Genomic DNA, 23,021 nt, shown 5'->3' on the forward strand with positions numbered 1-23,021 from the left:
ATTAGTCTTTAAACTCTTTTAAAACTGATTGGTTTGGCAGTTGTTCATACCCCATATTAAACAAGGTAAAACCAAAAATATCTGCATATTGTTCTATGGTTTTACTTACGGGTGTACCTGCACCATGGCCTGCATTTGTTTCTATACGTATTAGTGTAGGGTTTTTGCCTGTTTGCTTTGCTTGTAATTCTGCTGCAAATTTAAAACTATGCGCAGGTACCACACGATCATCGTGATCTCCTGTGGTTACCAATGTGGCAGGATAACTGGTTCCAGCTTTTACGTTATGCACAGGAGAATAGCCTTTTAAATAAGTAAACATTTCCTTATCGTCTTCTGCAGTACCATAATCATAAGCCCAACCGGCGCCTGCAGTAAACGTATGGTAACGTAACATGTCTAAAACACCTACAGCAGGTAATGCTACTTGCATTAAATCTGGTCGCTGCGTCATGGTGGCACCCACTAAAAGACCGCCATTAGAACCACCGCGTATAGCTAAATATTCTTTAGACGTATACTTATTGTCTATAAGATATTCTGCAGCGGCAATAAAGTCGTCAAAAACGTTTTGCTTCTGTAGTTTGGTACCCGCATCGTGCCATTCTTTTCCATATTCACCACCGCCCCTTAAGTTGGGTACGGCATACACACCGCCTTGCTCCATCCAAACAGCGTTTGCTATACTAAAAGAAGGTGTAAGGCTAATATTAAAGCCACCATAACCATAAAGTATAGTTGGGTTTTTGCCGTTTAGTTCTAGTCCCTTTTTATGGGTGATGATCATAGGCACCTTGGTACCATCTTTGGAAGTATAGAATACTTGTGTAGATTCGTAATCTGATGGATTAAAATCGATTTCTGGTTTCCAGTATTGCTCGTATTTACCTGTTTCTACGTTATATTTAAAAGAAGATCCTGGAGTATTGTAATTGGTAAAAGAAAAATAAAACTCTTTGTCTTCATCTTTGCCGCCAAAACCACCAGCACTACCCACACCTGGAAGTTCTACTTCTCGTATTAATTTTCCATCGTAGTTATATTGGTAAACTTTTGAAATGGCATCTACCATATATTCTGTAAAGAAATAGCCACCACCTTTACCGGCAGTTAAAACATGCTCTGTTTCTGGAATTACATCTTTCCAGTTTTCCGGGGTTGGGTTGGCTACCGTAGTAACCACAATTTTTTTGTTTGGTGCCTCCAAATTGGTCACCATCCAAATTTGGTCACCTTCATTATCAATCACGTAAGTATCAGAGTCGGTATGATCTAAAATGGTAACCAAAGGGCTGTTTGCCTTAGTCAAGTCTTTCATGAATAATTTATTGCCAGAAGTAGATACGGATGCCGAAATGAACAAGAAACGTTCGTCTTCTGATACACGGCCACCAACGTATCTATGTTTTTCTGCCTCGGTACCACCAAAAACAAGTTGGTCTTCTGCTTGTGGCGTGCCTACCTTATGGTAGTATAATTTATGCTGATCCGTTTTTGCAGATAATTCACTTCCTTTAGGCTTGTCATAGCTAGAATAAAAGAACCCGTCATTTCCTTTCCATGAAATCCCGGAGAACTTGATGTCTACCAAGGTGTCTTCTACCTGCTCCATGGTTTCTGTATCTATTACTATGGCTTTTCTCCAATCAGATCCGCCTTCTGATATTAAATACCCGGCCATAGAACCATCTTCTGTAAAACTAAGACCCATTAGGGAGGTTGTACCGTCTTCAGAAAACTTATTTGGATCTAAGAAGATTTCTTCAGCACCATCTTCTTTTTTTCTATACACCACATATTGGTTTTGTAGCCCATCGTTCTTGTAGAAATAAGTGTATTTGCCCTCTTTAAAAGGCGAACCTAATTTTTCATAATTCCACAATTTTTCAAGACGATTTTTTAAATCGGTACGGAAAGGAATTTGTTCTAAATATCCAAAGGTGGTTTTATTTTGTGTCTTAACCCACTCTTCCGTTTCTGGGCTTCTATCATCTTCTAACCAACGGTAGGGATCTTTAACTTCTTCTCCAAAATACATGTCTACCGTATCTACTTTCTTAGTTTCTGGGTATGTCACAACAATAGGTTCAGATTTTGATTCATTTTTACAGGCCACTGCAGCACCAATGGCCAAGAGATAAATTAGTTTTTTCATGGTTGTTTAAGCAATTAGTCTATCTAAAAATACCATGAATAAGTCAATCTAATGATTGGGCAAGAATCTCTTAACTTTTTTTAACGTTCTAATAGTATTTATAATTAAAAAGGGACATGATTTAAAAACCACGCCCCTCATAATTTTTTGGATGTTAAACTTTTATACCAGTTTATTTGCTACTAAGTACTCTGCTATTTGCACGGCGTTGGTAGCTGCTCCTTTTCTCAAGTTATCGGCAACAATCCACATATTTAGAGTGTTGGGTTGCGTTTCATCTCTACGCATACGGCCAACAAAAACCTCATCTTTGTCATGGGCATATATAGGCATGGGGTAACTGTTGGCAGCAGGGTTATCCTGTACAACTATTCCTGGTGTATTGCTAAGAATTTCTCTTACTTCATTTAAATCAAAATCATTGCGAAATTCTACATTAACACTTTCAGAATGTCCTCCGGCAGTAGGGATACGAACCGCAGTAGCCGTTATGCTAAACGTTCTATCGTCTAATATTTTTTGCGGTTCACGCGCCAATTTCATTTCTTCTTTAGTGTAACCGTTTTCCATGAAAACATCGCAATGTGGTAAAGCATTTTTATTGATTGGATAAGGATAGGCCATTTCGCCTTTTATACCTTGTGCCTCATTTTCCATTTGTTCAACGGCCTTAACTCCAGTACCAGAAACTGACTGGTAGGTAGAAACAATAACACGTTTCATCCCATATTTTTTATGCAATGGGTTTAACGCCATAACCAATTGTATGGTAGAACAATTAGGATTGGCTATAATTTTATCTTCCTTTGATAATACATTGGCATTGATTTCTGGAACTACTAATTTTTTAGCTGGGTCCATACGCCATGCGGAAGAATTATCTACTACAGTGGTACCAACTTCTGCAAATTTAGGTGCCCAGGTTAAAGAAGTGTCTCCACCAGCAGAAAAGATGGCTATATCCGGTTTAGATTCTACAGCGGTTTGTAGCCCTATTACCGTGTGTTCTTCACCTTTGTAGGTTAATTTTTTACCCACGGAACGCTCAGAAGCAACCAATAACAATTCTGAAATAGGAAAATTACGTTCTGCCAATACTTTAAGCATTACTTCGCCAACCATACCGGTTGCGCCAACTACAGCTACTTTCATCAGTTTCAATTTTAAGGCCGTAAAGTTAAGTTTAGTAAAGTAGTAAACAAGTGTTTTCGATTGAAATATATAAAAAACAACAAAAAGTTATAAATATAACATTCAACCTAAAGCACAAAAAAACCGCCAACAGGGATTCCTGAAGGCGGCTTAAAGTTAAAAAATAGGTGTAGCGGTTGTCCTTCCCTAAGTTGGGAACGGCTACGATTATTTTTTCAACGCATCTCTAATTTCCATCAACAAGTCTTTTTCAGACGGTCCTGGATCTGGAGCTGGCGCTTCTTCTTCTTTTTTCTTCATGTTGTTAACGCCTTTTACGATCATGAACATTACAAATGCCACAATGATAAAGTCGATCACGTTAGTTAAGAATTCTCCGTACAATACGGCAACCTCTCCTACTGTTTCTCCAGCCTCGTTCACGGTACCTTCATTAATAATGTATTTTAAATCTTTAAAGTCGGCATTAAATATTAAACCGATAAGTGGGGAAACTATGCCACCAGTAAATGAGGCTACTACTTTATTAAACGCAGCACCCATAACGAAACCTACAGCGATATCCACTAGGTTTCCTTTCATTGCAAAGTCTTTAAACTCTTTAAGCATTTTTACAGATTATAATGGTTAATAGATGGCGAAAGTACAAAATTCACAAAAATTAAGAAGTGTTTAACAAAAAAACACTATAAAATTTTGCGTTTTACCCTAGCGCCAATGCCAGTAAGTAACTCGTAAGAAATGGTTTTAGCCGTGCCAGCCATTTTATCCGCACTATGGTTGGCACCAAAAAGTAAAACTTCATCTCCTTCATGGCAAGGTATACCGGTTACATCTACCATAATCATATCCATACAAACATTACCGATTATAGGTGCCCAATGCTGATGTATTTGTACAGCGGTTTTACCGTTTCCGTATTGTCTGCCAATTCCATCTGCATGGCCTATGGGTAAAGTTGCGGTACGCATATGCTTATCTGCGATAAAGGCGCGGTTATAACCAATGCTTTCACCCTTTTTTATGGAATGTATTTGAGAAATGACCGTTTTTAATGTAGCAACAGGTTTTAGCTCTTTATCGTATTTGGCTTCATTGCCATAACCATACAGGCCAATACCACTTCTTACCATATCAAAATGTGCTTCCGGATAATTTAATATACCAGAGGTGTTGCACATGTGCATCATAGGCTTGTAACCAATAAGTTCTGATAAAACATTGGTGTCTTTTACAAATTTTTCTATTTGGCGGAAGCTAAAGTTTTGCTCATCTAAATCTTCTGATGCGGCCAAATGGGATAAAACACTTTTAATGAAAACGCTTTCCGTTTGATTTAACTTACTGGCGATATTCTCAATATTTTCTGCTGTAAGCCCCAATCTATTAAGTCCTGTATTAAATTTTAGATGAACAGGATAGTTATTTAATCCTTTTTGTTCCGCTAAAAGAATAAAGTCTGCAACTATTTTTTCGCTATACAGGTTGGGCTCTAAATTGTGTAGAATAACCTCTTCAAAATTGGCTTTTAAGGGGTGCAAGACCAATATGGGTAAGGTTACGCCCGCGTTTCTTAACAAAACGCCTTCTTTGGCATAAGCTACGGCTAAATAATCTGCCCCAAGTTCTTCTAGCTTTGTAGCAATGGCAACCATGTCACTACCATAAGCAAACGCCTTGACCACGCCAAGAAATTTAGTGCCGTTGTCTATTTTAGATTTTAAATAATGGTAATTATGGCTTAGCGCATCTAGGTCTAAGAACAAGGTGGTTTCCTCAACATTACTCATTCGCAGCTTTATTTTTCTTGGCTATCTCTTCTGCCTGCACGTCCATTTTTTTAACCTTTTCTCGCAACATTGCCTTAAAAAAAGCAGCCCTGCTAAGCGGTTCATATTCTTCGGTCTCTCCTAATAAGACCAATTTATCGTCACTGGATTTTCTAAAACTATAATTGGCCAAGTTACCGGTTCGGGTACAAACTGCATGTACTTTAGTAACATATTCTGCAGTGGCCATAAGCGCAGGCATAGGACCAAAAGGATTTCCCTTAAAATCCATATCCAGACCGGCCACTACAACGCGTATGCCTTTGTTTGCCAAATCATTACAAACCGCTACAATTTCATCATCAAAAAACTGGGCTTCATCTATACCTACCACATCACAGCCATCTGCCAAAAGTCTAATATTTGCAGCGGCCGGCACTGGGGTAGAACGTATCTCATTAGCATCGTGGGAAACTACCATTTCCTCATCGTAACGGGTGTCTACCTGAGGCTTAAAAATTTCTACCTTTTGTTTAGCAAATTGCGCACGTTTAAGTCGCCTTATAAGTTCCTCGGTCTTACCAGAGAACATGGAACCACAGATTACTTCAATCCATCCAAACTGTTCTTTGTGGTTTACGGTGTTTTCGAGAAACATGTTGTATTTTTAATGCTTAATTACGGAAATGCCCTTATGGCACAAGAAGAACAAAGCTACTAAAAATTTACAGCGGATTAAACGTTAAAATTTAACCTTTTGTTCTCAATACAAATTCCGTTTTGGTATTACATTTATAGTTAAAGAATTAGTGCGATGAAAAGAAAGTTAAGGGAAGAATTGATTAAGCTGGCAACAGAGATAATTACTAGCCGCGAAGACAAGGAATTAGCTGCATTGTACGATACGGCCAAAAATCTGTACGAAAAGGTTGCCGTATTAAAATTTATAGACGAAAAACTGAACGATCTTGAAGTAGATGTTTCTAAAAACGCTATTGCCGCCAAGTTTGAGACCTTGGCAACAGCTGTTTTAAACGACAACAAACAGGTGCCAGAAAATAATCCACACGAAGAGGATATTATTACACCCGGTATGGACACCATAAAAGATATGGTTTCTGAAATGCCCAATGAAGCCTTGGAATACATATTTGGCGACTTTATAGCCAAGCCCCAGACCATGAAGAACGAAAAGGAAATCTTGGCTCCGGAAACCGCAACGCCGACCACGGCAAAATCCTTGAACGATAAGTTGAATAAGGAGCTACAAATAGGTTTAAACGATCGCTTGGCATTTGTGAGCCAATTATTTGGTGGTAGTATGGAAGATTATACACGGGTTATATCTCAATTAAACACCATTGGTTCAGAGGCAAAATCCATAGAATTTATAGACAACATGGTTAAGCCAGAATACAATAATTGGGCGGGCAAAGAGGAATATGAAACACGTTTTAAGCAAGTTATTCAAAGACGGTTTGCTTAACCACCACTTATTGCAATAAACTGTAAATAAAACAGGTATACCGTAACTATGGGAAAATTGTACTTGGTGCCTACACCAATTGGTAATTTGGAAGACATGACCTTTAGGGCTATAAAGGTTTTGCAGTCCGTAGACTTAATTTTGGCAGAAGACACCCGTACCAGTGGCAAGCTATTGGGTCATTTTGAGATTGATACTCCAATGCAAAGCCACCATATGCACAACGAACATAAGACCGTAGACCAACTTTTGAAAAAGTTACAAGCGGGCGTAGTTATGGCATTAATTTCAGATGCGGGCACACCTGCTATTTCTGACCCGGGATTCTTACTAACCCGGGCTTGCGTTGAAAACAATATTGAAGTTGAGTGTTTACCAGGGGCCACTGCTTTTGTACCCGCCTTGGTTAATAGTGGTTTGCCCAATGATAAATTTGTTTTTGAAGGCTTTCTTCCGGTAAAAAAAGGAAGGCAAACACGCCTACAATTATTGGCAGAAGAAACCAGGACAATTATTTTTTATGAAAGTCCGCACAAGCTGGTAAAGACCTTATCACAGTTTGGGGAGTTTTTTGGTGCAGATAGGCCAATTTCTGTTTCTAGGGAATTGACCAAAATGTACGAAGAAACTGTTAGGGGAACCGTTACTCAAGTATTGGAGCATTTTAAAACCCACGCACCAAAAGGTGAATTTGTTTTAGTTGTTGGGGGTAAGAAATGATTGATTAGACCTAATATTTTTTATTTTAAAAATCTCTTCTTCATTTAATTTGAGTAAAAGTAAAGAGGGTTAAATAATTCTTCTAGTAATTGTTAATTACTAATATTTACCTCCATCATGCTTCCCTTTCTCCCAGCCGTATTTTCCCAAATATTGTTGTCCGCTTTCCATTGCACCTTCTTCTATATCCGTACCCATAGAATCATTCCATCGATTTAGATAACCAAAAAGAGAAATAACACCTAATATTTCAACTATCTCACCAGCTGTCCAATGTTGGTGCAAACGTTTTTTTATTTCTGCGTTTACGGTGTTAGGTACTTGTGAGGCCGCTAAAGAAAAGTCTAGAGCCGCACGTTCGGCTTCAGAAAAAGCTGGATGGCTACGGTATTCCCATATATTATCTAATTGCTCCTGTTCTGCACCATAGCGCTCCGCGGCACGTATGGCATGCGCTTGGCAATACCTGCAACCAGTGGCATTACTGCTTACCCAAGCAATCATACGTTTTAGGGCCGAGGTAACCTTACCTTCATTGGCCATTACCGCTTTGTTCAGGTTTATAAATGCTTTAGAAATGGCAGGTCTGTGTTGCATGGTTAGGACCGAATTTGGGCAAAAACCCAAAGTCTCATTAAAAAAAGCTGCTAACTCCTTAGTTTCTTGATCGTGTTCTGGGTTTAGGGGATTAACTAATGCCATGTGCTTTTATTTAGTTTTGTTGCCGTATTTTTATTCTTTAACAAGAAACGAAATCTTATGGCAAATACAAATCATATTATTACAACTTGGTTAGGCAACATGGCGTTTGAAAGTACCAATCCGTCTGGGCATACCCTAAAAATAGACGCAGGACCAGATGATGGGGGCGAGGGTAGTGGTTTACGCCCAAAAGCTTTAATGCTTTCCGGTTTGGCCGGTTGCTCTGGTTTAGATGTTGCTTCCTTAATTAAGAAAATGAAATTAGAGGTTAAGGATTTTAGGATACACACCATTGCCAATTTAACTGATGAACACCCTAAGTATTACGATAAGGTGGTTATTGAATATCATTTTACGGGCAATAATCTAAACGAAGCTAAATTACAACGCGCCGTAGATTTAAGCGTTGAAAAATATTGTGGTGTAATGGAAATGTTTAGACGATTTGCAGATTTGGAAATCAAAACGGTTTTTACAAAAGGTTAATTTTATATGCGGTGGACCATTAAGCCCAAACCAGAACAAAAAATGGTCGATGCCTTGGCAACAGCATTAAATGTTGATGGTTTGGTAGCGCATTTACTGGTGCAACGAGGCATTACTAACTACGAGGAAGCCAAAAAATTCTTTAGACCAGAGCTAATACATCTACACGATCCATATTTAATGAAAGATATGGATAAAGCGGTGCATAGGATAATAAATGCTATGGAGCAAGGCGAGAATATTTTGGTTTATGGAGATTATGACGTGGATGGAACTACCGCAGTAGCTTTAATGAGTAGCTTTTTGCTAGAAAGATATCCTAAGGTGGCTACCTACATTCCAGACCGGTATACAGAAGGTTATGGGGTTTCTTTTAAGGGTATTGATTTTGCAGAGGATAATGAATTTACATTGATTATTGCTTTAGACTGTGGTATTAAAGCCTTAGATAAAGTAGCTTATGCAAAGGAAAAGGGCATTGATTTTATTATTTGTGATCACCACAGACCCGGAGCGAAAGTACCCACTGCAGTAGCGGTATTAGACCCTAAACAAGAAGATTGTGTATACCCCTACAAAGAACTATGCGGTTGCGGAGTAGGTTTTAAGCTAATACAAGCACTGGCTGCAGAAGAAGGTTTGGGTATAGAAGCCTTGCTACCTTATTTAGATTTAGTGGCAACAGCAATAGCTGCAGATATTGTACCTATGACCGGAGAAAACCGGGTTTTGGCATATTATGGGTTAGAAGTAATTAACAACCAACCTAGAACGGGAATTAAGGCCATAATTAATCAGCTTAAAAAGAATAAACTCACAATAACAGATGTGGTTTTTGTTATTGCTCCGCGCATAAATGCCGCTGGGCGTATGGAACATGGACAGCACGCAGTTAATTTATTGGTAGAGACAAACTATGGGCAAGCAGAGAAATTTGCAAAAGAAATAGAAGAATTCAATACAGAACGTAAAGGTTTGGATAGAACCATTACCGAAGAGGCGCTGCAGCAAATAGTAGCGAACAAGGAAGAAGAAAAGTATACTTCTGTAGTATATCAAGAAGACTGGCATAAGGGTGTAATTGGCATAGTTGCATCTAGGCTTACCGAGATTTACTACAGGCCTACACTAGTTTTTACAAAAAGTGGTAATAAACTGGCGGCATCTGCAAGGTCTGTCAAAGGTTTTGATGTGTATAACGCATTGGAAGCTTGTGCCGATTGTATTGAGCAATTTGGAGGTCATAAGTACGCGGCGGGCTTAACCTTGTTAGAAGCGCAATATGCAGAATTCAAAAGGAAATTTGAAGAAGTGGTAGCAACTAGTATAGATGCCAAATTACTAACCCCAGAGTTACATATAGATGCTATGCTGGAATTGAATCAAATAACGCCTAAACTAATGCGGATATTAAAACAGTTTGCTCCTTTTGGACCAGGAAATATGACGCCGGTTTTTATGACAGAGAATGTTAAGGATACCGGTTATGCTAAGGGAGTTGGGCAAGAAGAAGCCCATCTTAAGATGGCGGTCACAAAAAATGGAGTTGGGCCAATTAACGCAATTGGTTTTAATCTAGGAAAAAAGTTATCGCTGTTAAAAAATCAAAATTCTGTTGCTATTGCCTACACTTTAGACGAAAACGAATGGAACGGAATCGTAAGTTTGCAGTTAAAAATCAAGGATATTAAGTAATGCTATTTTTCTTTTATGTCTAAAAAATTAGACCCTTACGCAGCCCTTCGTTTTAAGGAGTTCAACATTTTTTTATTGGTGCGTTTTGCTATGGTATTTGCTTGGTCTATGCAGTTTATAGTTATAGAATGGCAAGTTTATAGTTTAACCAAAGACCCATTGGCCCTAGGTATAATTGGTTTAATGGAAATTATACCCGCTATTAGTATTGCATTGTTTGCAGGGCACTTTGTAGATCAAAATGAGAAACGAAACTTACTGGTAAAGTGTATTTTAGGCTTTACACTGGTAAGTCTAGGGTTATTTTTAATTAGCGCTCCTAGTGTGGCAGAAAAGTATGATCAAAAATCTATTTTATATGGCATATATGCCTTGGTGTTTGTTGGTGGTTTGGTACGTGCTTTTATAGGTCCAACCATTTTTTCCTTAATAGCTTTGATTGTACCCAAACGGATTTATCCAAATGCAGCCACTTGGAGTAGTTCTACTTGGCAATTTGCATCGGTTTTAGGGCCAGCCTTGGCAGGGTTTTCCATTAGTTGGATAGGTGTACACTGGTCTATGTGCGTTATTTTTGGTTTTAGTGTATTGGCTTTGCTATTCTTATCGCAAATCAAGAAAAAGCCAATTTTAAATCCAAAACTAGGAGAGCCCGTTTTACAAAGCCTTAAAGACGGACTCAAATTTGTTTTTAGTACCAAAGCCATACTAGGCGCTTTGAGTTTAGATATGATTGCAGTATTATTTGGAGGTGCGGTGGCCTTGCTGCCCATATTTGCCCAAGATATTTTAAAGGTAGGTTCAGAGGGTTTTGGTATTCTAAGGGCTGCACCTGCGGTAGGTGCATCTATTACCATGCTGGCAAGTACTCGTTTTCCTTTACATAAAAATGCGGGCAAGAAACTGTTATGGGCCGTTTTTGGATTTGGACTTTGTATCTTAATATTTGGTCTTTCCAAACTATTCTGGTTGTCTGTTTTAGCTTTATTCTTAAGTGGTGCGGTAGATGGTGTTAGCATGATTATACGGCAAACTATTTTGCAATTAAAAACACCGGACAATATGCGGGGTAGGGTGGCCTCCGTAAATTCTATCTTTGTTGGGTCTAGTAATGAGCTGGGTGCATTTGAGAGTGGGGTTACCGCAAAATTATTTGGTACGGTAAGAGCCGTAATATTTGGGGGTACTATGACGTTACTTACCGTTGGAGGCATGGCTGTTTTTTCACCTAGTTTTAGAAAACTAGACTTGTCTAAAGATGTTGAGGAACAAGAGGCAGAAAAATAAAAAAAATCTCTTTCTAGAAAGAGATTTTTTTCAGTAGGTAATTAAGATTTGGTTGCACCTTAATCCAAGAATTGGGGGATAGATCGTAGTGCTGTAGGTTAGTTCAAAAATTTGGTTTAACCATGTGTATAAGCTTATAGATTTGGAACTATTTCTAATTTGTTATACCAAAACTACAGCGTTAAAGAATTTTAAAGAATTTATTGTTGTGAAAGCATGGAAATAAGTTGTAAGATAATACTTACAATGATGTTTCAAGTTTATTGAGGAATAGTTCTTTGCCGTCAAATACCGCGTAGGTGTAATATTTAATCCAGTCTCCTAGATTTATATAGGTAGAATTACCATTTAATTCAATTTTCATGGGTAAATGTCGGTGGCCAAAAACAAAATAATCATAGTGTTGGGTTTCCAATTTACGTTTGGCATATTGAATGAGCCATTCTTTATCCTCGCCTAAAAAATTAGCATCTGCATCCCCAGAAATAACTTTATTGTTAACAGATAGGTATTGTGCAAGTTTAACACCCAAGTCTGGATGCAGCCACCTAAAGAACCATTTAGAAACCGGATTTACAAATACTTTTTTCATCAACTTAAAACCAGTATCTCCAGGTCCCAGACCATCGCCATGCCCTATAAAAAAAGAAGTATTGTTAATTACAAACTGCTTAGGCTTATGATAAACGGGTATATTAAGCTCTTCTTCAAAGTATCCATTCATCCAAAGGTCATGGTTGCCTACAAAATAATGGATTTGAATACCAGCATCTGAAAGCTCTGCAAGTTTGCCCAAAGTGCGTGTAAACCCCTTAGGGACCACTTTTTTATACTCAAACCAAAAGTCAAATAAATCACCCATTAAGAAAATAGCTGCCGCATCCTTTTTTATATGGTCTAGCCAAGCAACAAAACGCTTTTCTCTGGGTAGACTTTCTTTAAAGTTGGGGGCTCCCAAATGGTTATCACTGGCAAAGTAAACTTTTTTCCCTTCTGCTAAGTTTTTAATATCCATTGGAGGCAAAGATAGGATTTCTAGTTATGCCTTAACCAAGCCTGTAGGCCAAATAGGAAAATCCTATGACCAATAACGGCGATGCTATCATAAAAGTTATTACGCTACCGCGATACAAATCCCAAAAGGATAACACTTTCATTTTTGAAGTGTTCTTTTTATCATAAATAATGGATACCGTTTCATTAATTTCAAAAGGTGGCGGATAGGAATCTATTTTGCTGGTATACGTTTGTTTTTGGTTACGGTGGTCTGTATACTCAAACACTGGGCTGTAAAGCGTATTGTTTTCGCCACGTGAAGTTTCATATCCAATTATAGTTGCCTTAGTTTTAATGCCTGTTGCCAAAAGCTGTTTGGAATGCATAAATTGGGTATAGGCCATATAACTTAAACCAAGGCCTAGCAGCAGTAATAAACCATAAAAGAATACCCACCCCATTGATTTTGCCATTAAATTATATTTATCGCTTGTATTTTTTGTTATTCCTATATCTGGTAAAAATATAGACACCAATTACCAGTAGGGCCAAAAAAGGCATTACTAAGTCGCTATTTAATATATCTAATAGTTCCATTTATTTTTTCTTTAAAAATAGGGCTACAATGGCAGAAGTTACAACTCCCATAATTATAGCACCCAAAGCACTTTGAAATAGATAGCTGTTTAAATTAAAATAAGCTTCCATTTGGCCCCTATCTTGTCCTTGAGAAACAGCATGTTCAATAGCGTTAGAAAAATAATCTGGTGTTATAAAGCTATGTGTAAGATACTGACTTAACGGAGTTAATAATGCAACGAACAGGGATATAACAACTCCAGCAACAAAACCTTGTACCCAAGTCATGCGGCCATTAAGATCCTTGTCTCTTTTCTCTTTTAAGGCAAAAACGAATATGATTATGGCAGGTATGGCAAACAGGTTGGTATAAATTGCGTGTTTGGCAATCTGTTCATCATGCCAACCCAAAGCTTTTTCCAGCACCATCCATAGCAAGGCGGTTAGGGTAAAGATTATACCCCATTTAATTTCAGTTTTAATGGTTTTCATATGGTTTAGGTATTGGTTACCAACAAGGTAATACTATTTTTTAAATTTATCCAGCGCCTTTTTAGTAGCCTTGGATAAGGCAAGTTCACCGGTAATTTCCGCTCTTTGTAGCAGTAAGGAATCCCAGTTGCTCGTTCCTTCCCAAAGTATTTTCTTCATTTGTATTAAGGCATCCGGATTATATTTAGCAAGGTTTTGACTATGGAAGTCTAGTTCTTTATCCATTTCTGTAATAGTTTCAAAAACGCGTGCAAACAACCCTTTTTCTTTGGCCCAATAAGCATTTTTCCATTCGGTTGGTGCTAATGACAGTTCTGCTAAACCAACTTTACCAATTTTACGTTCTACCGCCGGTGCAATAACAAAGGGACCAATGCCAATAGAAAGCTCTGATAATTTTATAGAGGCCGCTTCCGTGGCATAAACATAATCACATGCAGCAACCAAACCAACGCCACCACCAACGGTTTTGCCTTGAACCCGACCTATTATTGGTTGCTTACAAACCCGCATAGCATTGATAACTTTAGCAAACCTACTGAAAAAAGTTTTGCCTTCTTCTAAATTAGAAACAGCAACAAGCTCTTCAAAAGATGCCCCTGCGCAAAAGGCACGTTCCCCTTCAGACTTTAGAATTATTAAGTGTACAGATGTATTAGCGGAAAGTTCTTTGAAAGATTTAGCCAAACGGTCTAATAATTCAGATACAAAAGAATTACTGGCAGGATGCCCAAACTCTATTGTGGCTAAATGGTTTTCTATGGTAACATATAAACTTCCGTTTTCTCTAGTGGTGCCCATGGTTTACTTTTCTTGTAAAATTAAGGGTTTTGCACTAGGGGTTTAAATTTCTTTCTAAATTGAAAAACTAAGGCCCCTCCTCTAATAGCCATCCAAACTACAAAGGCTATCCAAATAGCATAAAACCCACCTCCTAGAAATTTACCTATGTACAGTGTAGGGAAAAAACCTAAAAGGGTGGCTGCTAGTAATACGTTTCTTAGGTATTTCATTTGTCCCATTCCCTTAAAAATTCCATCGTAAATAAAAGCGATGGCATTCATTGGTAAGCCTAAGATTACAATAAAAAAGACACTGTAAAAGGCCGTTAGTACGGGTTGGTCATTGGAAAACAACCTTCCAAGCTGTTTGTAGAAAATAAAACCTAAGCCCATAAGAACAATGCTTATGATCCACCCATACAGAAATACTTTTTTGGCCAACTTCCATAGGCCTTTATAATCCTTAGCCCCCAATAGCTTACCGGCCATACTATTGCCTGCCGCAGCGTAGCCATCAATAAAAAAGGCAGAAAACATCCAAAGGTTAATAGCTATAGTATGTGCTCCAATGTAATTATTGCCTAGTAAAGTAGCCTCTCTAACGGCAACTATTAATGCTGCATTTAGAGCCAAGGTGCGTACAAATAGATTAAGGCTCATCCCTATTAAGTTTTTAATTTCTTTATTAAAGGGGAATCTAAGACTTAAAGAAATATTGGTTTTTAAGCGAAACAAGATTAGAACGGCAATAGCCATAACCGCTTGGGAAATTAGACTGGCGTATGCTGCTCCTTCTAAATAGAGAGCAGGTATAAAACCCTCTACTCCATAAACAAGCGCAAAATCTAAAACTATATTTAAAGCGGCGCCTGTAATGGCGATAACCATTGGATAAAATGTATTTTGTAAACCCCTAAAAATACCAAATAGGGCAAAGGTAAAAAGCGTTAAAGGTAGCCCCCAAACCCTAATGCGAAAATAGGATACACAATATTCTAATATTTGGCCAGACGCTTCAAAAAGACTAAAAATCTCTTCTGCAAAAATCAGACTTGTTAATAATAGTAATACACTCAGCGAAATGTTCAAAAAGATGGCTTGTGCGGGCATATCGGCAATTTTATTTAGCTGGTTAGCACCTAAATATTGAGAAATTAATGCAGAAATTGCACTCCTTGTTTGCCCTAAAACCCAAACCAGCATGGATAAGAAAGAACCCACTATACCAGCGGCAGCCAAGGACGCTACCCCATTCACGGGTATATTGCCCACAATTGCCGTATCTGTAATAGACAATAACGGTTCAGCTATGCCTGCAATAGTTGCTGGTATGGCTAGTTTATTGATCGTTTTAAAAGAAACGATGGTTTTGCTGTGCATGTTTACAAAACTAACTCATAACAGTAGAATGGAAAATTACTTTGTTTTGGAAAATAGATATTGCCTAGTTTTTGATAACCTCTTGCTTCATAAAACTTTTGATTTCTTTGGTTTTTAGAGAAGGTGTCTAAACGAACCGAGATAAAATTCTTTTGTTTGGCTAGATTTTCTGCAAAATCCATAAGCTTTTTTGCGTAACCTTTTTTTTGATACTCCGGATGTACGCTTAATCTATGTATATAAATGTTGTTGTTATTGGGCGTTAACCATTTAATGGGTTCGTATTCGTGGTCCATTAACGTAGAAATAACAATGGTACCTATTATTTTATCTTTTTCTGTAAGAACTAATAATTCTCCCCGTTCAATATCATTTAAAAAAGCTGTTGTGTTAGGATAATGATCATTCCATTGATAAATGCCGTTGGCTATCATGTGGTTAGCGCAGGCCCGGCAATTTTCCATGATTTTAGGTACATCGTTCTTGGTTGCTAATCGTATCATGTTAAGATATAATGTGTAAATTTAAACTATATTAAAATCAACCTAATTATGAAAAATATCTTGGTCCCGATGGGCACGTCCCCAAATGCAGTTAAAACCTTAGAATACGCAGTAGGATTTGCTGCGGATATGGGTGCCAAAGTATTTGTTATGGATGTATTTACAGTAGCAACGGTTGCTGGAAGTTTGTCCAATGTTACAGAAAAGGTTGCGTCTACAGGTAGAGAGCAAATAAAGGAATATATTAACCAAATAGATACTAAAGGCGTCTCTGTTAGTATAGCCTCTTATAATGGTGATATAATTGATGGCCTTAATCAAATAAACAAAGAGCTGGGAATAGATTTACTAATTCTTGCCCCTAAAAGTAATGATGTTAATGAAGAGTATTATTTAGGAAACACTACCGGTAGAATTATTAAGCAAACCAATATTCCTGCATTGATTGTACCTAAGGAATATGAATACATTACAGTAAAGAGCGTATTGGTAGCCTTTAAATCTGGTGTTTTAAAACGTAGCCGAATTTTACACCCTTTATTAGAAGTAGTAAACAATTTTAAGGCAAGCGTAAACCTGCTAATGGTGAAAACACCGGGTTATACAGATGACGATTTACAGATAAATACAGCCCTTTTAGATTTAAGCAAAAATCTAACAATTACGGAAAACCAGACTACTTATCACGGGGTGTTAGAACATTTTCAAGATAAGAAACCAGATTTGTTGTGTGTTTTTAGGCGTAAACGTGGGTTTTTTAAAAAGCTATGGGAAAAAAGCACCATTTTAAAGTCAGAATTTTATGCCCCGGTTCCGGTTTTAGTACTGAGCGTAAAAAAATATTAAACCAAAAAACTATTTTGATACTTATACAAAATGTAGTTCCTTTGCGAACTGCAATGGGGGATTAGCTCAGTTGGCTAGAGCGCTTGCCTGGCAGGCAAGAGGCCACCGGTTCGAATCCGGTATTCTCCACGGAAGCATATAATGTAAAAAGCCACATGTACATGTGGCTTTTTTCTTTTTGCTTTGTTGTAGTTTAAAGATTGCTCAAAATCTCGTTGAGGTCTTCTTCTGTAATGGGTTTTACAAAATAGTTGCTAACAATGTTAAGTTCTTTAGCCCTTTGGTGATCCCTTGCATCAATAGAGGAGCTTACCACGTAAACCCTTACCGTTTCTCTGTTGTGATTGGGTATTTTTACAAAATCTTCTAAAAATTCCCAGCCATCCATGATAGGCATGTTTAAATCTAGAAAAATAACCTGAGGTAGTTGCTCTTTGTTTTTTAAACGTTCTAGAAGACCATCAATTGCTTCTTGTCCATTTTTGAACACTAATAACTCATCGCTAAACCCAATTTTTTTAAGTAGAATTTTCATTCCAAAAATAAATATTGGGTCATCATCAACCACACAGGAAACCGCTAATTTGCTCATTATTTGTTGTTGTAAAATGTTAAATGAAACGTAGACCCAACCCCTTCTTTGCTTTCTACGCTTATCTCTCCATTCATTGATTCCATTTGGTTTTTAGAAATAAATAGTCCTATACCCCTTGCTTCTGAATGGTCATGGAACGTTTTATACATCCCAAATAATTTCTTTCTATGTTTTTTTAAATTAATTCCAATACCGTTGTCCTTAACACTTAAAATTTTACTGTCCTTGTTGGTTGTGTATTCTATGTTCAATTTTAAATCGCGTTCAGGGTGTTTATATCTAATGGAGTTGGAAATTAAATTTAATAATATGCTATCTAGGTATGCAGCAACTGCAGGAACCTTTGTGTTATCTGTTAAATTATGTGTCAACTTTGTGTTAGCGCCTTTTACGCTAACATCTATACTCTCTAAAACATTATCTAAAATAGGTTTTACCGCAATATTTTTCAGCTTTTCTGTGGCATTTGTTTTAACTTCTACAACCTCGTTAAGGTGTACAATGGTTTCGTTAAGATTTTTAGCTGCCGTTTTTAATAAATCAAGGGATTCTGAATTCGCACCAGAATCCTTCAAATCATCATCTAAAAAATTAGACAACATGGCAATATTGCTAGCATGCGATCTTAAATTATGAGAAACAATATGTGCAAAATTCAATAAGCCTTCATTTTGGCTGGTGGTTACCTTTAAAAGCTGTTTTAGGCGCGCTTCATTTTCTTTACTTTCTGTAATATCCCAATTGGAGCCAATCATTTTTGTGGGTTCACCTTTTCCGCCATAGACAATTGTACCTTGTGCTTTTAAATGTCTAACCCTGTTATATTTTGCTATTATTCTGTATTCTGTATTAAAGGGTTTAATACCCTGTTTGGCAAGTTGTAAATCTTTAACAACGCGCTCTTTGTCCTCTGGATGTAGCGTGTTTTCCCATGTAGTGTAATTGGGAACAAAGCTTTTTGGATTAATGCCAAAAAGTGAATACATGTTTTTATCCCAAATTATTTTCTCCGTATCAAATTCGTATTCCCAAATTCCAATTCTACCAGAGGTTGTAGCGGTTTGCAATCTGTTAGAGGTGCGTTCCATGGCAATCTCAGAACGCTTTTCTTTGTCTATGTCTTGAAAAGTCCCAAAAATTCGTACACATTCTCCGTTTACAAAGTCGGTCTCGCCCTTAGCTCTTACCCATTTTTCATTGCCCTTTGCCGTTACAATAATTAGTTCTTCGTTGTAAGATATCCCATACTTAATGGCGTTGTCTACCAATTGTTGTATTCTATGCCTATGTTCCCCCTCTTTATAGAACTTTAAACCCTCTTTTAGTTGTGGTACATAATGGTTTGGTACCTCATGAATTAATTTGGTAACGTCTGTCCAAAAAAGTTCGCTGGTTTTAATGTTTAGTTGCCACCCACCAACCAAAGCAACTTCTTCTACACGTGTAAAGAAGTCTTCCATTTGTTTTTGCTTGGAAACCTCTTCTAAATAAATAAGAAGCTTAATGGTTTTATCTTCCTTTATTCTAGGGGTAATACGCCATTTTAACCATTGTATATCATTCCGGTAGTTCACGTATTGCACGGCCGGGTTTTCATCGCCACACTTGTATACAAAACAATCGTTTATTGCCGTAAAAAATAAAGAAGGTAAAAAGGGAATGGCTTCTGCTACGTGCTTTCCCGTTAACTCCGTCTTTTTAGGCAAAAACTCATGCAACAAGTGTTCTGAGTAAGACTCAATTTCAAACCGATCATTTAATATAAGGGCAGAAATAGGTAGGTCTTTAAATAGGGTATTTTGGGTTTTTACTTGCAACTTTATGCGTAATTTCTTCCAAAATTATAACTTAATATTAATACAGGAAGGTTTAGTTATTAATTAATTATTTATCAATTTAATAAATCAAATTTTAAAATTGAGATATGTCGGTGAATAAAGTAGCATATATTACTGGAGGTAGTAAAGGAATAGGTTTAGGAATTGCACAAGTTTTGGTTAAGAATAATTACCGAGTGGCCATTAGTGGTAGACACAAGGATACCGTTGAAAAGGCAGCAAAATCGTTAGGAGATAGTAACGTGGCATTGGCCTTGGTGTCTGATGTAACCAAACTGGAAGACGAAAAAAATGCTGTTAAAAAGATATTGGAGCACTTTGGTCAATTAGACATTGTGCTAGCTAATGCGGGAGTTGGTATTTTTTCGCCTGTAGATGAAATGGCGGATGAAGAATGGCATACAATGATAAATACCAATTTAAATGGTGTTTTCCATACTTTAAAAGCTTCTGTAGATGCCTTAAAAAAATCTGAAGGATATTACATAACACTAGCGAGTTTGGCTGGGACCAATTTTTTTGCCCAAGGAGCAGGTTATAATGCCACAAAATTTGGAGTGGTTGGTTTTACGCAGGCGGCTATGTTAGACCTTAGAAAGTTTAATATAAAAGTTAGTACAATTATGCCTGGCTCAGTAGCTACGCATTTCAATGGTAACATACCATCTGAAGAAGATTCTTGGAAAATACAACCAGAGGATATTGGCAAATTGGTGTTGGATTTGTTAACCATGCATCCGCGAACCTTACCAAGTAAAATTGAGGTTAGGCCCACAAGACCGGACTTAAAATAACTAGGTTTCGTCCAAATCTATAAAAGGTACATCTGGGTCTAAAATAGCGCTTATTAAGGCATTTAGTTGTTGCTCAAAAGAGGTTAATAGTTCCAAATCTATATTTGGGTTACTTTTTTGGGCCCTGGGTGTGTCTTTTACCCCAAAAAGCATAGTGCCAAGTTTTAGGTTTTTTATGGGTAATATACCGGCTTTAAATTGGTTTATACTTTTTTCTTTGTGATACATTAGAGCATAACATAGTAATTGAAAAGCCTTTAAAGTAGTATCTGATGTAGTAATAGTATCAAAGTCTGCTGTTTTAACCTCAGAGGTAGTAACATTACCGGTTTTGTAATCCAAAATGTGTATCTCTCCGTTCACAGATTCAACCCTATCAATCTTGCCTCTCAAATACACAGGAAAGTCTTTAAAATGGGCTAAGGATAATTTTAGGTCTAACTCTAGACCTAGTATTATTACTTGATTGTTTTTAATTCGGTTTAAATCAAATTCAATTTGTTTAAAAACGTATTGTTCTACCACATGCAGCGCAATAAGGTTCTGCCCGCTTTTTAAATCTGTATCCGTGTAAAACTTTAAAAACTGCGTTTTAACAACCGCTTTAATTTTTGGTAACAGGGCTTGTAATAGTTCTTTGGTTAGGATTGAATTTACCAGGGGCAAATACAATTCTTCTAAACTATCATGAATAATGGTACCAAAGGTATTATGTGCAATTTGTTCTTCTACATGTTCTACATCTCTAATACGTAAAACGGATTGCAAGTAAAAGCTGTACGGGTTTTTAATGTAATTGGATAAAGATGAGGGAGAAAAACCACTTGCGGCAATTTCTTTAAGACAATGTATTAATAGTTCAGTCTTCTCTACTGAACGTTTTTCTTTTTTAAACGATGTAATTTTGGGTGTTCCCAACACTTCTTTCAGTTCAAATTGAAGAGAATCGTCGGTTAAAAGTTGTGAAATAAAGCGGCTTTTTTCATTGCCCAACAAAACGTCTGGTTCTGTGTTATAAGTAATATAAGCACTGTTACAGCGTTGTAACAAACGGTAAAAATGATAGGCGTATACGGCATCTTTTTCTTTATAAGTGGGTAGACCAAACTCCTTTTTTATCTCAAACGGGATAAAAGAGTTGTTACTTTTTCCTGCTGGTAAAATACCTTCATTAACAGAAACCAAAATCACCGTTTCAAAATCTAGATTTCTACTTTCTAACATGCCCATAATTTGTAATCCGTCCGTTGGGCTTCCTTTAAAATCTATTTGCTCGGTATCTATAAGTTCTAGATACAAGCTTTCTAAGGTTTTTAAATCTTTTATGTAAGATTTTCTAGTTTGGAGTAGGCCCAATTGGTTTACAACTTGTATAAAGCGCTTTAAGCTTTGAAGTTCATAAGTGTTTTCTGTAGCTATATAGATTTGCCTCAGCTTTTCCAACACTTCCTGTAAGTTCTCCACAAAAAGTTTAGGTGTATTGTTCTCAGAATTAAGGAAAAGATGTACGGTGCTTTCTTTATCAAACTGTTCCGCTATGGTAGCTACGGGCAAGAACAATATATTCTGTTCTTTAATATTTTTAATTAGCGAACTTAATTTGGTTTTTTCGTTAGGCTTTAGTAGCGTTTTAAAGTAGGTGTTAGAGGTTAACTGCATAACATCTTTATAATACCATCCTTTTTGGTTTTTGGTTTGATGCGTGCGTAGAAAGGTGCCAATAAAAGCATTTAACGCTGTTTTGGCCAGTGGAAGTCCCATTGTAATATTAGTTTGTGGTACTTCTTTAGGTAGGGCGTTTAAAACCGCTGGTAATAATGTTTCATCGCTCAACACTAAAGCAACGGGTGCTGTTTTCCTTGCAGGGTGGGTATAGATTTCTTTTAATAAGTTACCCACGTATTTTGCTTGAGCAATATTTTTTGGGGTACCGGTAACCGTTATTTTTTTAGATGTGGTATTGTAAAGGTTACTCGGTTCTATTGGGTTTTCTTTTAAAAATTTCCAGTTATGTTGATGCGAGCGAATAAAATAGCCGGCTTCATGTTGTTTGTCATTGTAAAAATGAGCGTCAATATCCCAGAATATTTTTGCGGTACCAGAATCTAGTAAGCACTTTATAATTTCTGACTCTGCCGTGTTCAAGGCGTTAAAACCAATGAAAAAATAATGCTGTACGGCTTTTTCGCTTATAAATAATTCTATTTTTTGGTAAGCGGTTCTATAGATAAGCCCTTGATAGCCAGTTTTGGAATTTAGTAGGGTCTTTTGGTATCTTGGATATAGTTCTGAGAGTCTGTTTATGAACTTTAAATTGCCTTTAATTAAATCTGTGGGTTCTTGGTTAGGATTCCATTGTTGAATTCTGGTTACAGCTGTAATGTAATTGAATAGTTCATCAGCATTACCTAGGTGTCTATCTATCTCATTAAAGTCTCCCAAAAGCGTAGTACCCCAGGTTAGAAAATCCGCTAAAGTTTCTTTTGGTTCTATTTCTAAATAACACTCATAAAGTTTAAGAAGAAGATCAAAGTTTGTTGTCTCGTTTAGTTCTGAAACTTCTAGTATAAACTCCTCAATACTTACAATTTTTGGACTTATTATGGGCTTGTTAAGCTGTTGTGCCAAATGTTTTTTAAGATAAAGCCCCGCTCTTCTACTTGGTAGAATAAAATACGATTGCCCTAGGTTGGGAGATTCTGCTACTATTTTTAGAACGGTTTCTTGAAGAAAAGATATCATGTCTAAAAATAAAAAAGCCCCG

Annotated in this window: 22 protein-coding genes and 1 tRNA gene; 8 read left to right on the forward strand and 15 right to left on the reverse strand. The window is 37.1% G+C overall.

Going from position 1 to position 23,021, the window contains the following annotated elements:
• Position 1: 1 nt before the first annotated feature.
• The 5 genes from ACXAGS_RS01995 to ACXAGS_RS02015 form a co-directional block, all read right to left on the reverse strand.
• Positions 2 to 2,155, reverse strand: a complete 2,154-nt coding sequence (locus tag ACXAGS_RS01995) for a prolyl oligopeptidase family serine peptidase (RefSeq protein ID WP_474904085.1) — start codon at positions 2,153 to 2,155, stop codon at positions 2 to 4.
• A gap of 162 nt (positions 2,156 to 2,317) precedes the next feature.
• On the reverse strand, positions 2,318 to 3,307 hold the full coding sequence (locus ACXAGS_RS02000; RefSeq protein WP_474904087.1) for an aspartate-semialdehyde dehydrogenase: 990 nt from the start codon (positions 3,305 to 3,307) through the stop codon (positions 2,318 to 2,320).
• A 207-nt stretch (positions 3,308 to 3,514) separates the two neighbouring features.
• Positions 3,515 to 3,916 carry a large-conductance mechanosensitive channel protein MscL gene (gene mscL / locus ACXAGS_RS02005; RefSeq protein WP_474904089.1) on the reverse strand — a complete coding sequence of 134 codons (402 nt, stop codon included), beginning with the start codon at positions 3,914 to 3,916 and terminating at the stop codon, positions 3,515 to 3,517.
• A 77-nt stretch (positions 3,917 to 3,993) separates the two neighbouring features.
• Positions 3,994 to 5,097 (reverse strand): alanine racemase, encoded by a 1,104-nt coding sequence (gene alr, locus ACXAGS_RS02010; protein WP_474904091.1) that lies wholly within the window; start codon positions 5,095 to 5,097, stop codon positions 3,994 to 3,996.
• Complete coding sequence (locus ACXAGS_RS02015) at positions 5,090 to 5,734, reverse strand: thymidine kinase (protein WP_474904093.1); 645 nt, start codon at positions 5,732 to 5,734, stop codon at positions 5,090 to 5,092. The genes alr and ACXAGS_RS02015 overlap by 8 nt, the downstream gene beginning before the upstream one ends.
• 156 nt (positions 5,735 to 5,890) lie before the next feature.
• Here ACXAGS_RS02015 and ACXAGS_RS02020 point away from each other — a divergent pair, with 156 nt between their 5' ends.
• Positions 5,891 to 6,562, forward strand: coding sequence for a hypothetical protein (locus tag ACXAGS_RS02020; protein ID WP_474904095.1), 672 nt, complete (start codon positions 5,891 to 5,893; stop codon positions 6,560 to 6,562).
• Between the two features lie 48 nt (positions 6,563 to 6,610).
• Entirely contained in the window at positions 6,611 to 7,282 is a 672-nt protein-coding gene (gene rsmI, locus ACXAGS_RS02025; RefSeq protein ID WP_474904096.1) for a 16S rRNA (cytidine(1402)-2'-O)-methyltransferase, read from the forward strand.
• Between the two features lie 99 nt (positions 7,283 to 7,381).
• Here rsmI and ACXAGS_RS02030 read toward each other — a convergent pair whose 3' ends face one another.
• Positions 7,382 to 7,984, reverse strand: coding sequence for a carboxymuconolactone decarboxylase family protein (locus ACXAGS_RS02030; protein ID WP_474904097.1), 603 nt, complete (start codon positions 7,982 to 7,984; stop codon positions 7,382 to 7,384).
• 57 nt (positions 7,985 to 8,041) lie between these two features.
• Here ACXAGS_RS02030 and ACXAGS_RS02035 point away from each other — a divergent pair, with 57 nt between their 5' ends.
• The 3 genes from ACXAGS_RS02035 to ACXAGS_RS02045 are packed head-to-tail and all read left to right on the forward strand — an operon-like array spanning position 8,042 to position 11,452.
• Positions 8,042 to 8,470 (forward strand): OsmC family protein, encoded by a 429-nt coding sequence (locus tag ACXAGS_RS02035; RefSeq protein WP_010519550.1) that lies wholly within the window; start codon positions 8,042 to 8,044, stop codon positions 8,468 to 8,470.
• Between the two features lie 6 nt (positions 8,471 to 8,476).
• On the forward strand, positions 8,477 to 10,165 hold the full coding sequence (gene recJ, locus ACXAGS_RS02040) for a single-stranded-DNA-specific exonuclease RecJ (protein WP_474904099.1): 1,689 nt from the start codon (positions 8,477 to 8,479) through the stop codon (positions 10,163 to 10,165).
• A gap of 15 nt (positions 10,166 to 10,180) precedes the next feature.
• Positions 10,181 to 11,452 (forward strand): MFS transporter, encoded by a 1,272-nt coding sequence (locus ACXAGS_RS02045; RefSeq protein ID WP_474904100.1) that lies wholly within the window; start codon positions 10,181 to 10,183, stop codon positions 11,450 to 11,452.
• 241 nt (positions 11,453 to 11,693) lie between these two features.
• Here the strand turns inward: ACXAGS_RS02045 and ACXAGS_RS02050 are convergent, their stop codons facing one another.
• The 6 genes from ACXAGS_RS02050 to ACXAGS_RS02075 form a co-directional block, all read right to left on the reverse strand.
• Positions 11,694 to 12,467 carry a UDP-2,3-diacylglucosamine diphosphatase gene (locus ACXAGS_RS02050; RefSeq protein ID WP_474904102.1) on the reverse strand — a complete coding sequence of 258 codons (774 nt, stop codon included), beginning with the start codon at positions 12,465 to 12,467 and terminating at the stop codon, positions 11,694 to 11,696.
• A 31-nt stretch (positions 12,468 to 12,498) separates the two neighbouring features.
• The gene (locus ACXAGS_RS02055) at positions 12,499 to 12,921 is read right to left on the reverse strand and encodes a DUF3592 domain-containing protein (protein ID WP_474904103.1); all 423 of its coding nucleotides are present in this window, start codon (positions 12,919 to 12,921) and stop codon (positions 12,499 to 12,501) included.
• A 124-nt stretch (positions 12,922 to 13,045) separates the two neighbouring features.
• Positions 13,046 to 13,519, reverse strand: coding sequence for a DUF4199 domain-containing protein (locus ACXAGS_RS02060; RefSeq protein WP_474904105.1), 474 nt, complete (start codon positions 13,517 to 13,519; stop codon positions 13,046 to 13,048).
• Between the two features lie 33 nt (positions 13,520 to 13,552).
• Entirely contained in the window at positions 13,553 to 14,320 is a 768-nt protein-coding gene (locus ACXAGS_RS02065) for an enoyl-CoA hydratase/isomerase family protein (RefSeq protein ID WP_474904107.1), read from the reverse strand.
• Positions 14,321 to 14,340: 20 nt separating this feature from the next.
• Positions 14,341 to 15,681, reverse strand: coding sequence for an MATE family efflux transporter (locus ACXAGS_RS02070; protein ID WP_474904108.1), 1,341 nt, complete (start codon positions 15,679 to 15,681; stop codon positions 14,341 to 14,343).
• 2 nt (positions 15,682 to 15,683) lie between these two features.
• Positions 15,684 to 16,184, reverse strand: a complete 501-nt coding sequence (locus ACXAGS_RS02075; protein WP_474904110.1) for a GNAT family N-acetyltransferase — start codon at positions 16,182 to 16,184, stop codon at positions 15,684 to 15,686.
• 48 nt (positions 16,185 to 16,232) lie between these two features.
• Between ACXAGS_RS02075 and ACXAGS_RS02080 the strand changes: the two genes are divergently transcribed.
• On the forward strand, positions 16,233 to 17,030 hold the full coding sequence (locus ACXAGS_RS02080; RefSeq protein ID WP_474904111.1) for a universal stress protein: 798 nt from the start codon (positions 16,233 to 16,235) through the stop codon (positions 17,028 to 17,030).
• Between the two features lie 55 nt (positions 17,031 to 17,085).
• Positions 17,086 to 17,159 (forward strand) — tRNA-Ala (locus ACXAGS_RS02085).
• 64 nt (positions 17,160 to 17,223) lie between these two features.
• Here the strand turns inward: ACXAGS_RS02085 and ACXAGS_RS02090 are convergent.
• Positions 17,224 to 17,622: a response regulator gene (locus ACXAGS_RS02090; protein WP_474904113.1), complete on the reverse strand. Its 399-nt coding sequence runs from the start codon at positions 17,620 to 17,622 to the stop codon at positions 17,224 to 17,226.
• The gene (locus ACXAGS_RS02095; protein WP_474904115.1) at positions 17,622 to 19,442 is read right to left on the reverse strand and encodes a sensor histidine kinase; all 1,821 of its coding nucleotides are present in this window, start codon (positions 19,440 to 19,442) and stop codon (positions 17,622 to 17,624) included. The genes ACXAGS_RS02090 and ACXAGS_RS02095 overlap by 1 nt, the downstream gene beginning before the upstream one ends.
• A 107-nt stretch (positions 19,443 to 19,549) precedes the next feature.
• Here ACXAGS_RS02095 and ACXAGS_RS02100 point away from each other — a divergent pair, with 107 nt between their 5' ends.
• Positions 19,550 to 20,257, forward strand: a complete 708-nt coding sequence (locus tag ACXAGS_RS02100; protein ID WP_474904117.1) for an SDR family oxidoreductase — start codon at positions 19,550 to 19,552, stop codon at positions 20,255 to 20,257.
• On the opposite strand, the gene ACXAGS_RS02105 is transcribed toward ACXAGS_RS02100, so the two are convergent.
• Entirely contained in the window at positions 20,258 to 22,999 is a 2,742-nt protein-coding gene (locus ACXAGS_RS02105; protein ID WP_474904119.1) for a PD-(D/E)XK nuclease family protein, read from the reverse strand.
• Positions 23,000 to 23,021: the final 22 nt, after the last annotated feature.

The sequence above is a fragment of the Croceivirga sp. ABH4_376 genome, from assembly GCF_056160685.1.

Bases quoted from the DNA above. Each gene is read 5' to 3' on its own strand.
- ACXAGS_RS01995 (WP_474904085.1), bottom strand. From the start codon at position 2,155: ATGAAAAAACTAATTTATCTCTTGGCCATTGGTGCTGCAGTGGCCTGT.
- ACXAGS_RS02000 (WP_474904087.1), bottom strand. From the start codon at position 3,307: ATGAAAGTAGCTGTAGTTGGCGCAACCGGTATGGTTGGCGAAGTAATG.
- mscL (WP_474904089.1), bottom strand. From the start codon at position 3,916: ATGCTTAAAGAGTTTAAAGACTTTGCAATGAAAGGAAACCTAGTGGAT.
- alr (WP_474904091.1), bottom strand. From the start codon at position 5,097: ATGAGTAATGTTGAGGAAACCACCTTGTTCTTAGACCTAGATGCGCTA.
- ACXAGS_RS02015 (WP_474904093.1), bottom strand. From the start codon at position 5,734: ATGTTTCTCGAAAACACCGTAAACCACAAAGAACAGTTTGGATGGATT.
- ACXAGS_RS02020 (WP_474904095.1), top strand. From the start codon at position 5,891: ATGAAAAGAAAGTTAAGGGAAGAATTGATTAAGCTGGCAACAGAGATA.
- rsmI (WP_474904096.1), top strand. From the start codon at position 6,611: ATGGGAAAATTGTACTTGGTGCCTACACCAATTGGTAATTTGGAAGAC.
- ACXAGS_RS02030 (WP_474904097.1), bottom strand. From the start codon at position 7,984: ATGGCATTAGTTAATCCCCTAAACCCAGAACACGATCAAGAAACTAAG.
- ACXAGS_RS02035 (WP_010519550.1), top strand. From the start codon at position 8,042: ATGGCAAATACAAATCATATTATTACAACTTGGTTAGGCAACATGGCG.
- recJ (WP_474904099.1), top strand. From the start codon at position 8,477: ATGCGGTGGACCATTAAGCCCAAACCAGAACAAAAAATGGTCGATGCC.
- ACXAGS_RS02045 (WP_474904100.1), top strand. From the start codon at position 10,181: ATGTCTAAAAAATTAGACCCTTACGCAGCCCTTCGTTTTAAGGAGTTC.
- ACXAGS_RS02050 (WP_474904102.1), bottom strand. From the start codon at position 12,467: ATGGATATTAAAAACTTAGCAGAAGGGAAAAAAGTTTACTTTGCCAGT.
- ACXAGS_RS02055 (WP_474904103.1), bottom strand. From the start codon at position 12,921: ATGGCAAAATCAATGGGGTGGGTATTCTTTTATGGTTTATTACTGCTG.
- ACXAGS_RS02060 (WP_474904105.1), bottom strand. From the start codon at position 13,519: ATGAAAACCATTAAAACTGAAATTAAATGGGGTATAATCTTTACCCTA.
- ACXAGS_RS02065 (WP_474904107.1), bottom strand. From the start codon at position 14,320: ATGGGCACCACTAGAGAAAACGGAAGTTTATATGTTACCATAGAAAAC.
- ACXAGS_RS02070 (WP_474904108.1), bottom strand. From the start codon at position 15,681: ATGCACAGCAAAACCATCGTTTCTTTTAAAACGATCAATAAACTAGCC.
- ACXAGS_RS02075 (WP_474904110.1), bottom strand. From the start codon at position 16,184: ATGATACGATTAGCAACCAAGAACGATGTACCTAAAATCATGGAAAAT.
- ACXAGS_RS02080 (WP_474904111.1), top strand. From the start codon at position 16,233: ATGAAAAATATCTTGGTCCCGATGGGCACGTCCCCAAATGCAGTTAAA.
- ACXAGS_RS02090 (WP_474904113.1), bottom strand. From the start codon at position 17,622: ATGAGCAAATTAGCGGTTTCCTGTGTGGTTGATGATGACCCAATATTT.
- ACXAGS_RS02100 (WP_474904117.1), top strand. From the start codon at position 19,550: ATGTCGGTGAATAAAGTAGCATATATTACTGGAGGTAGTAAAGGAATA.
- ACXAGS_RS02105 (WP_474904119.1), bottom strand. From the start codon at position 22,999: ATGATATCTTTTCTTCAAGAAACCGTTCTAAAAATAGTAGCAGAATCT.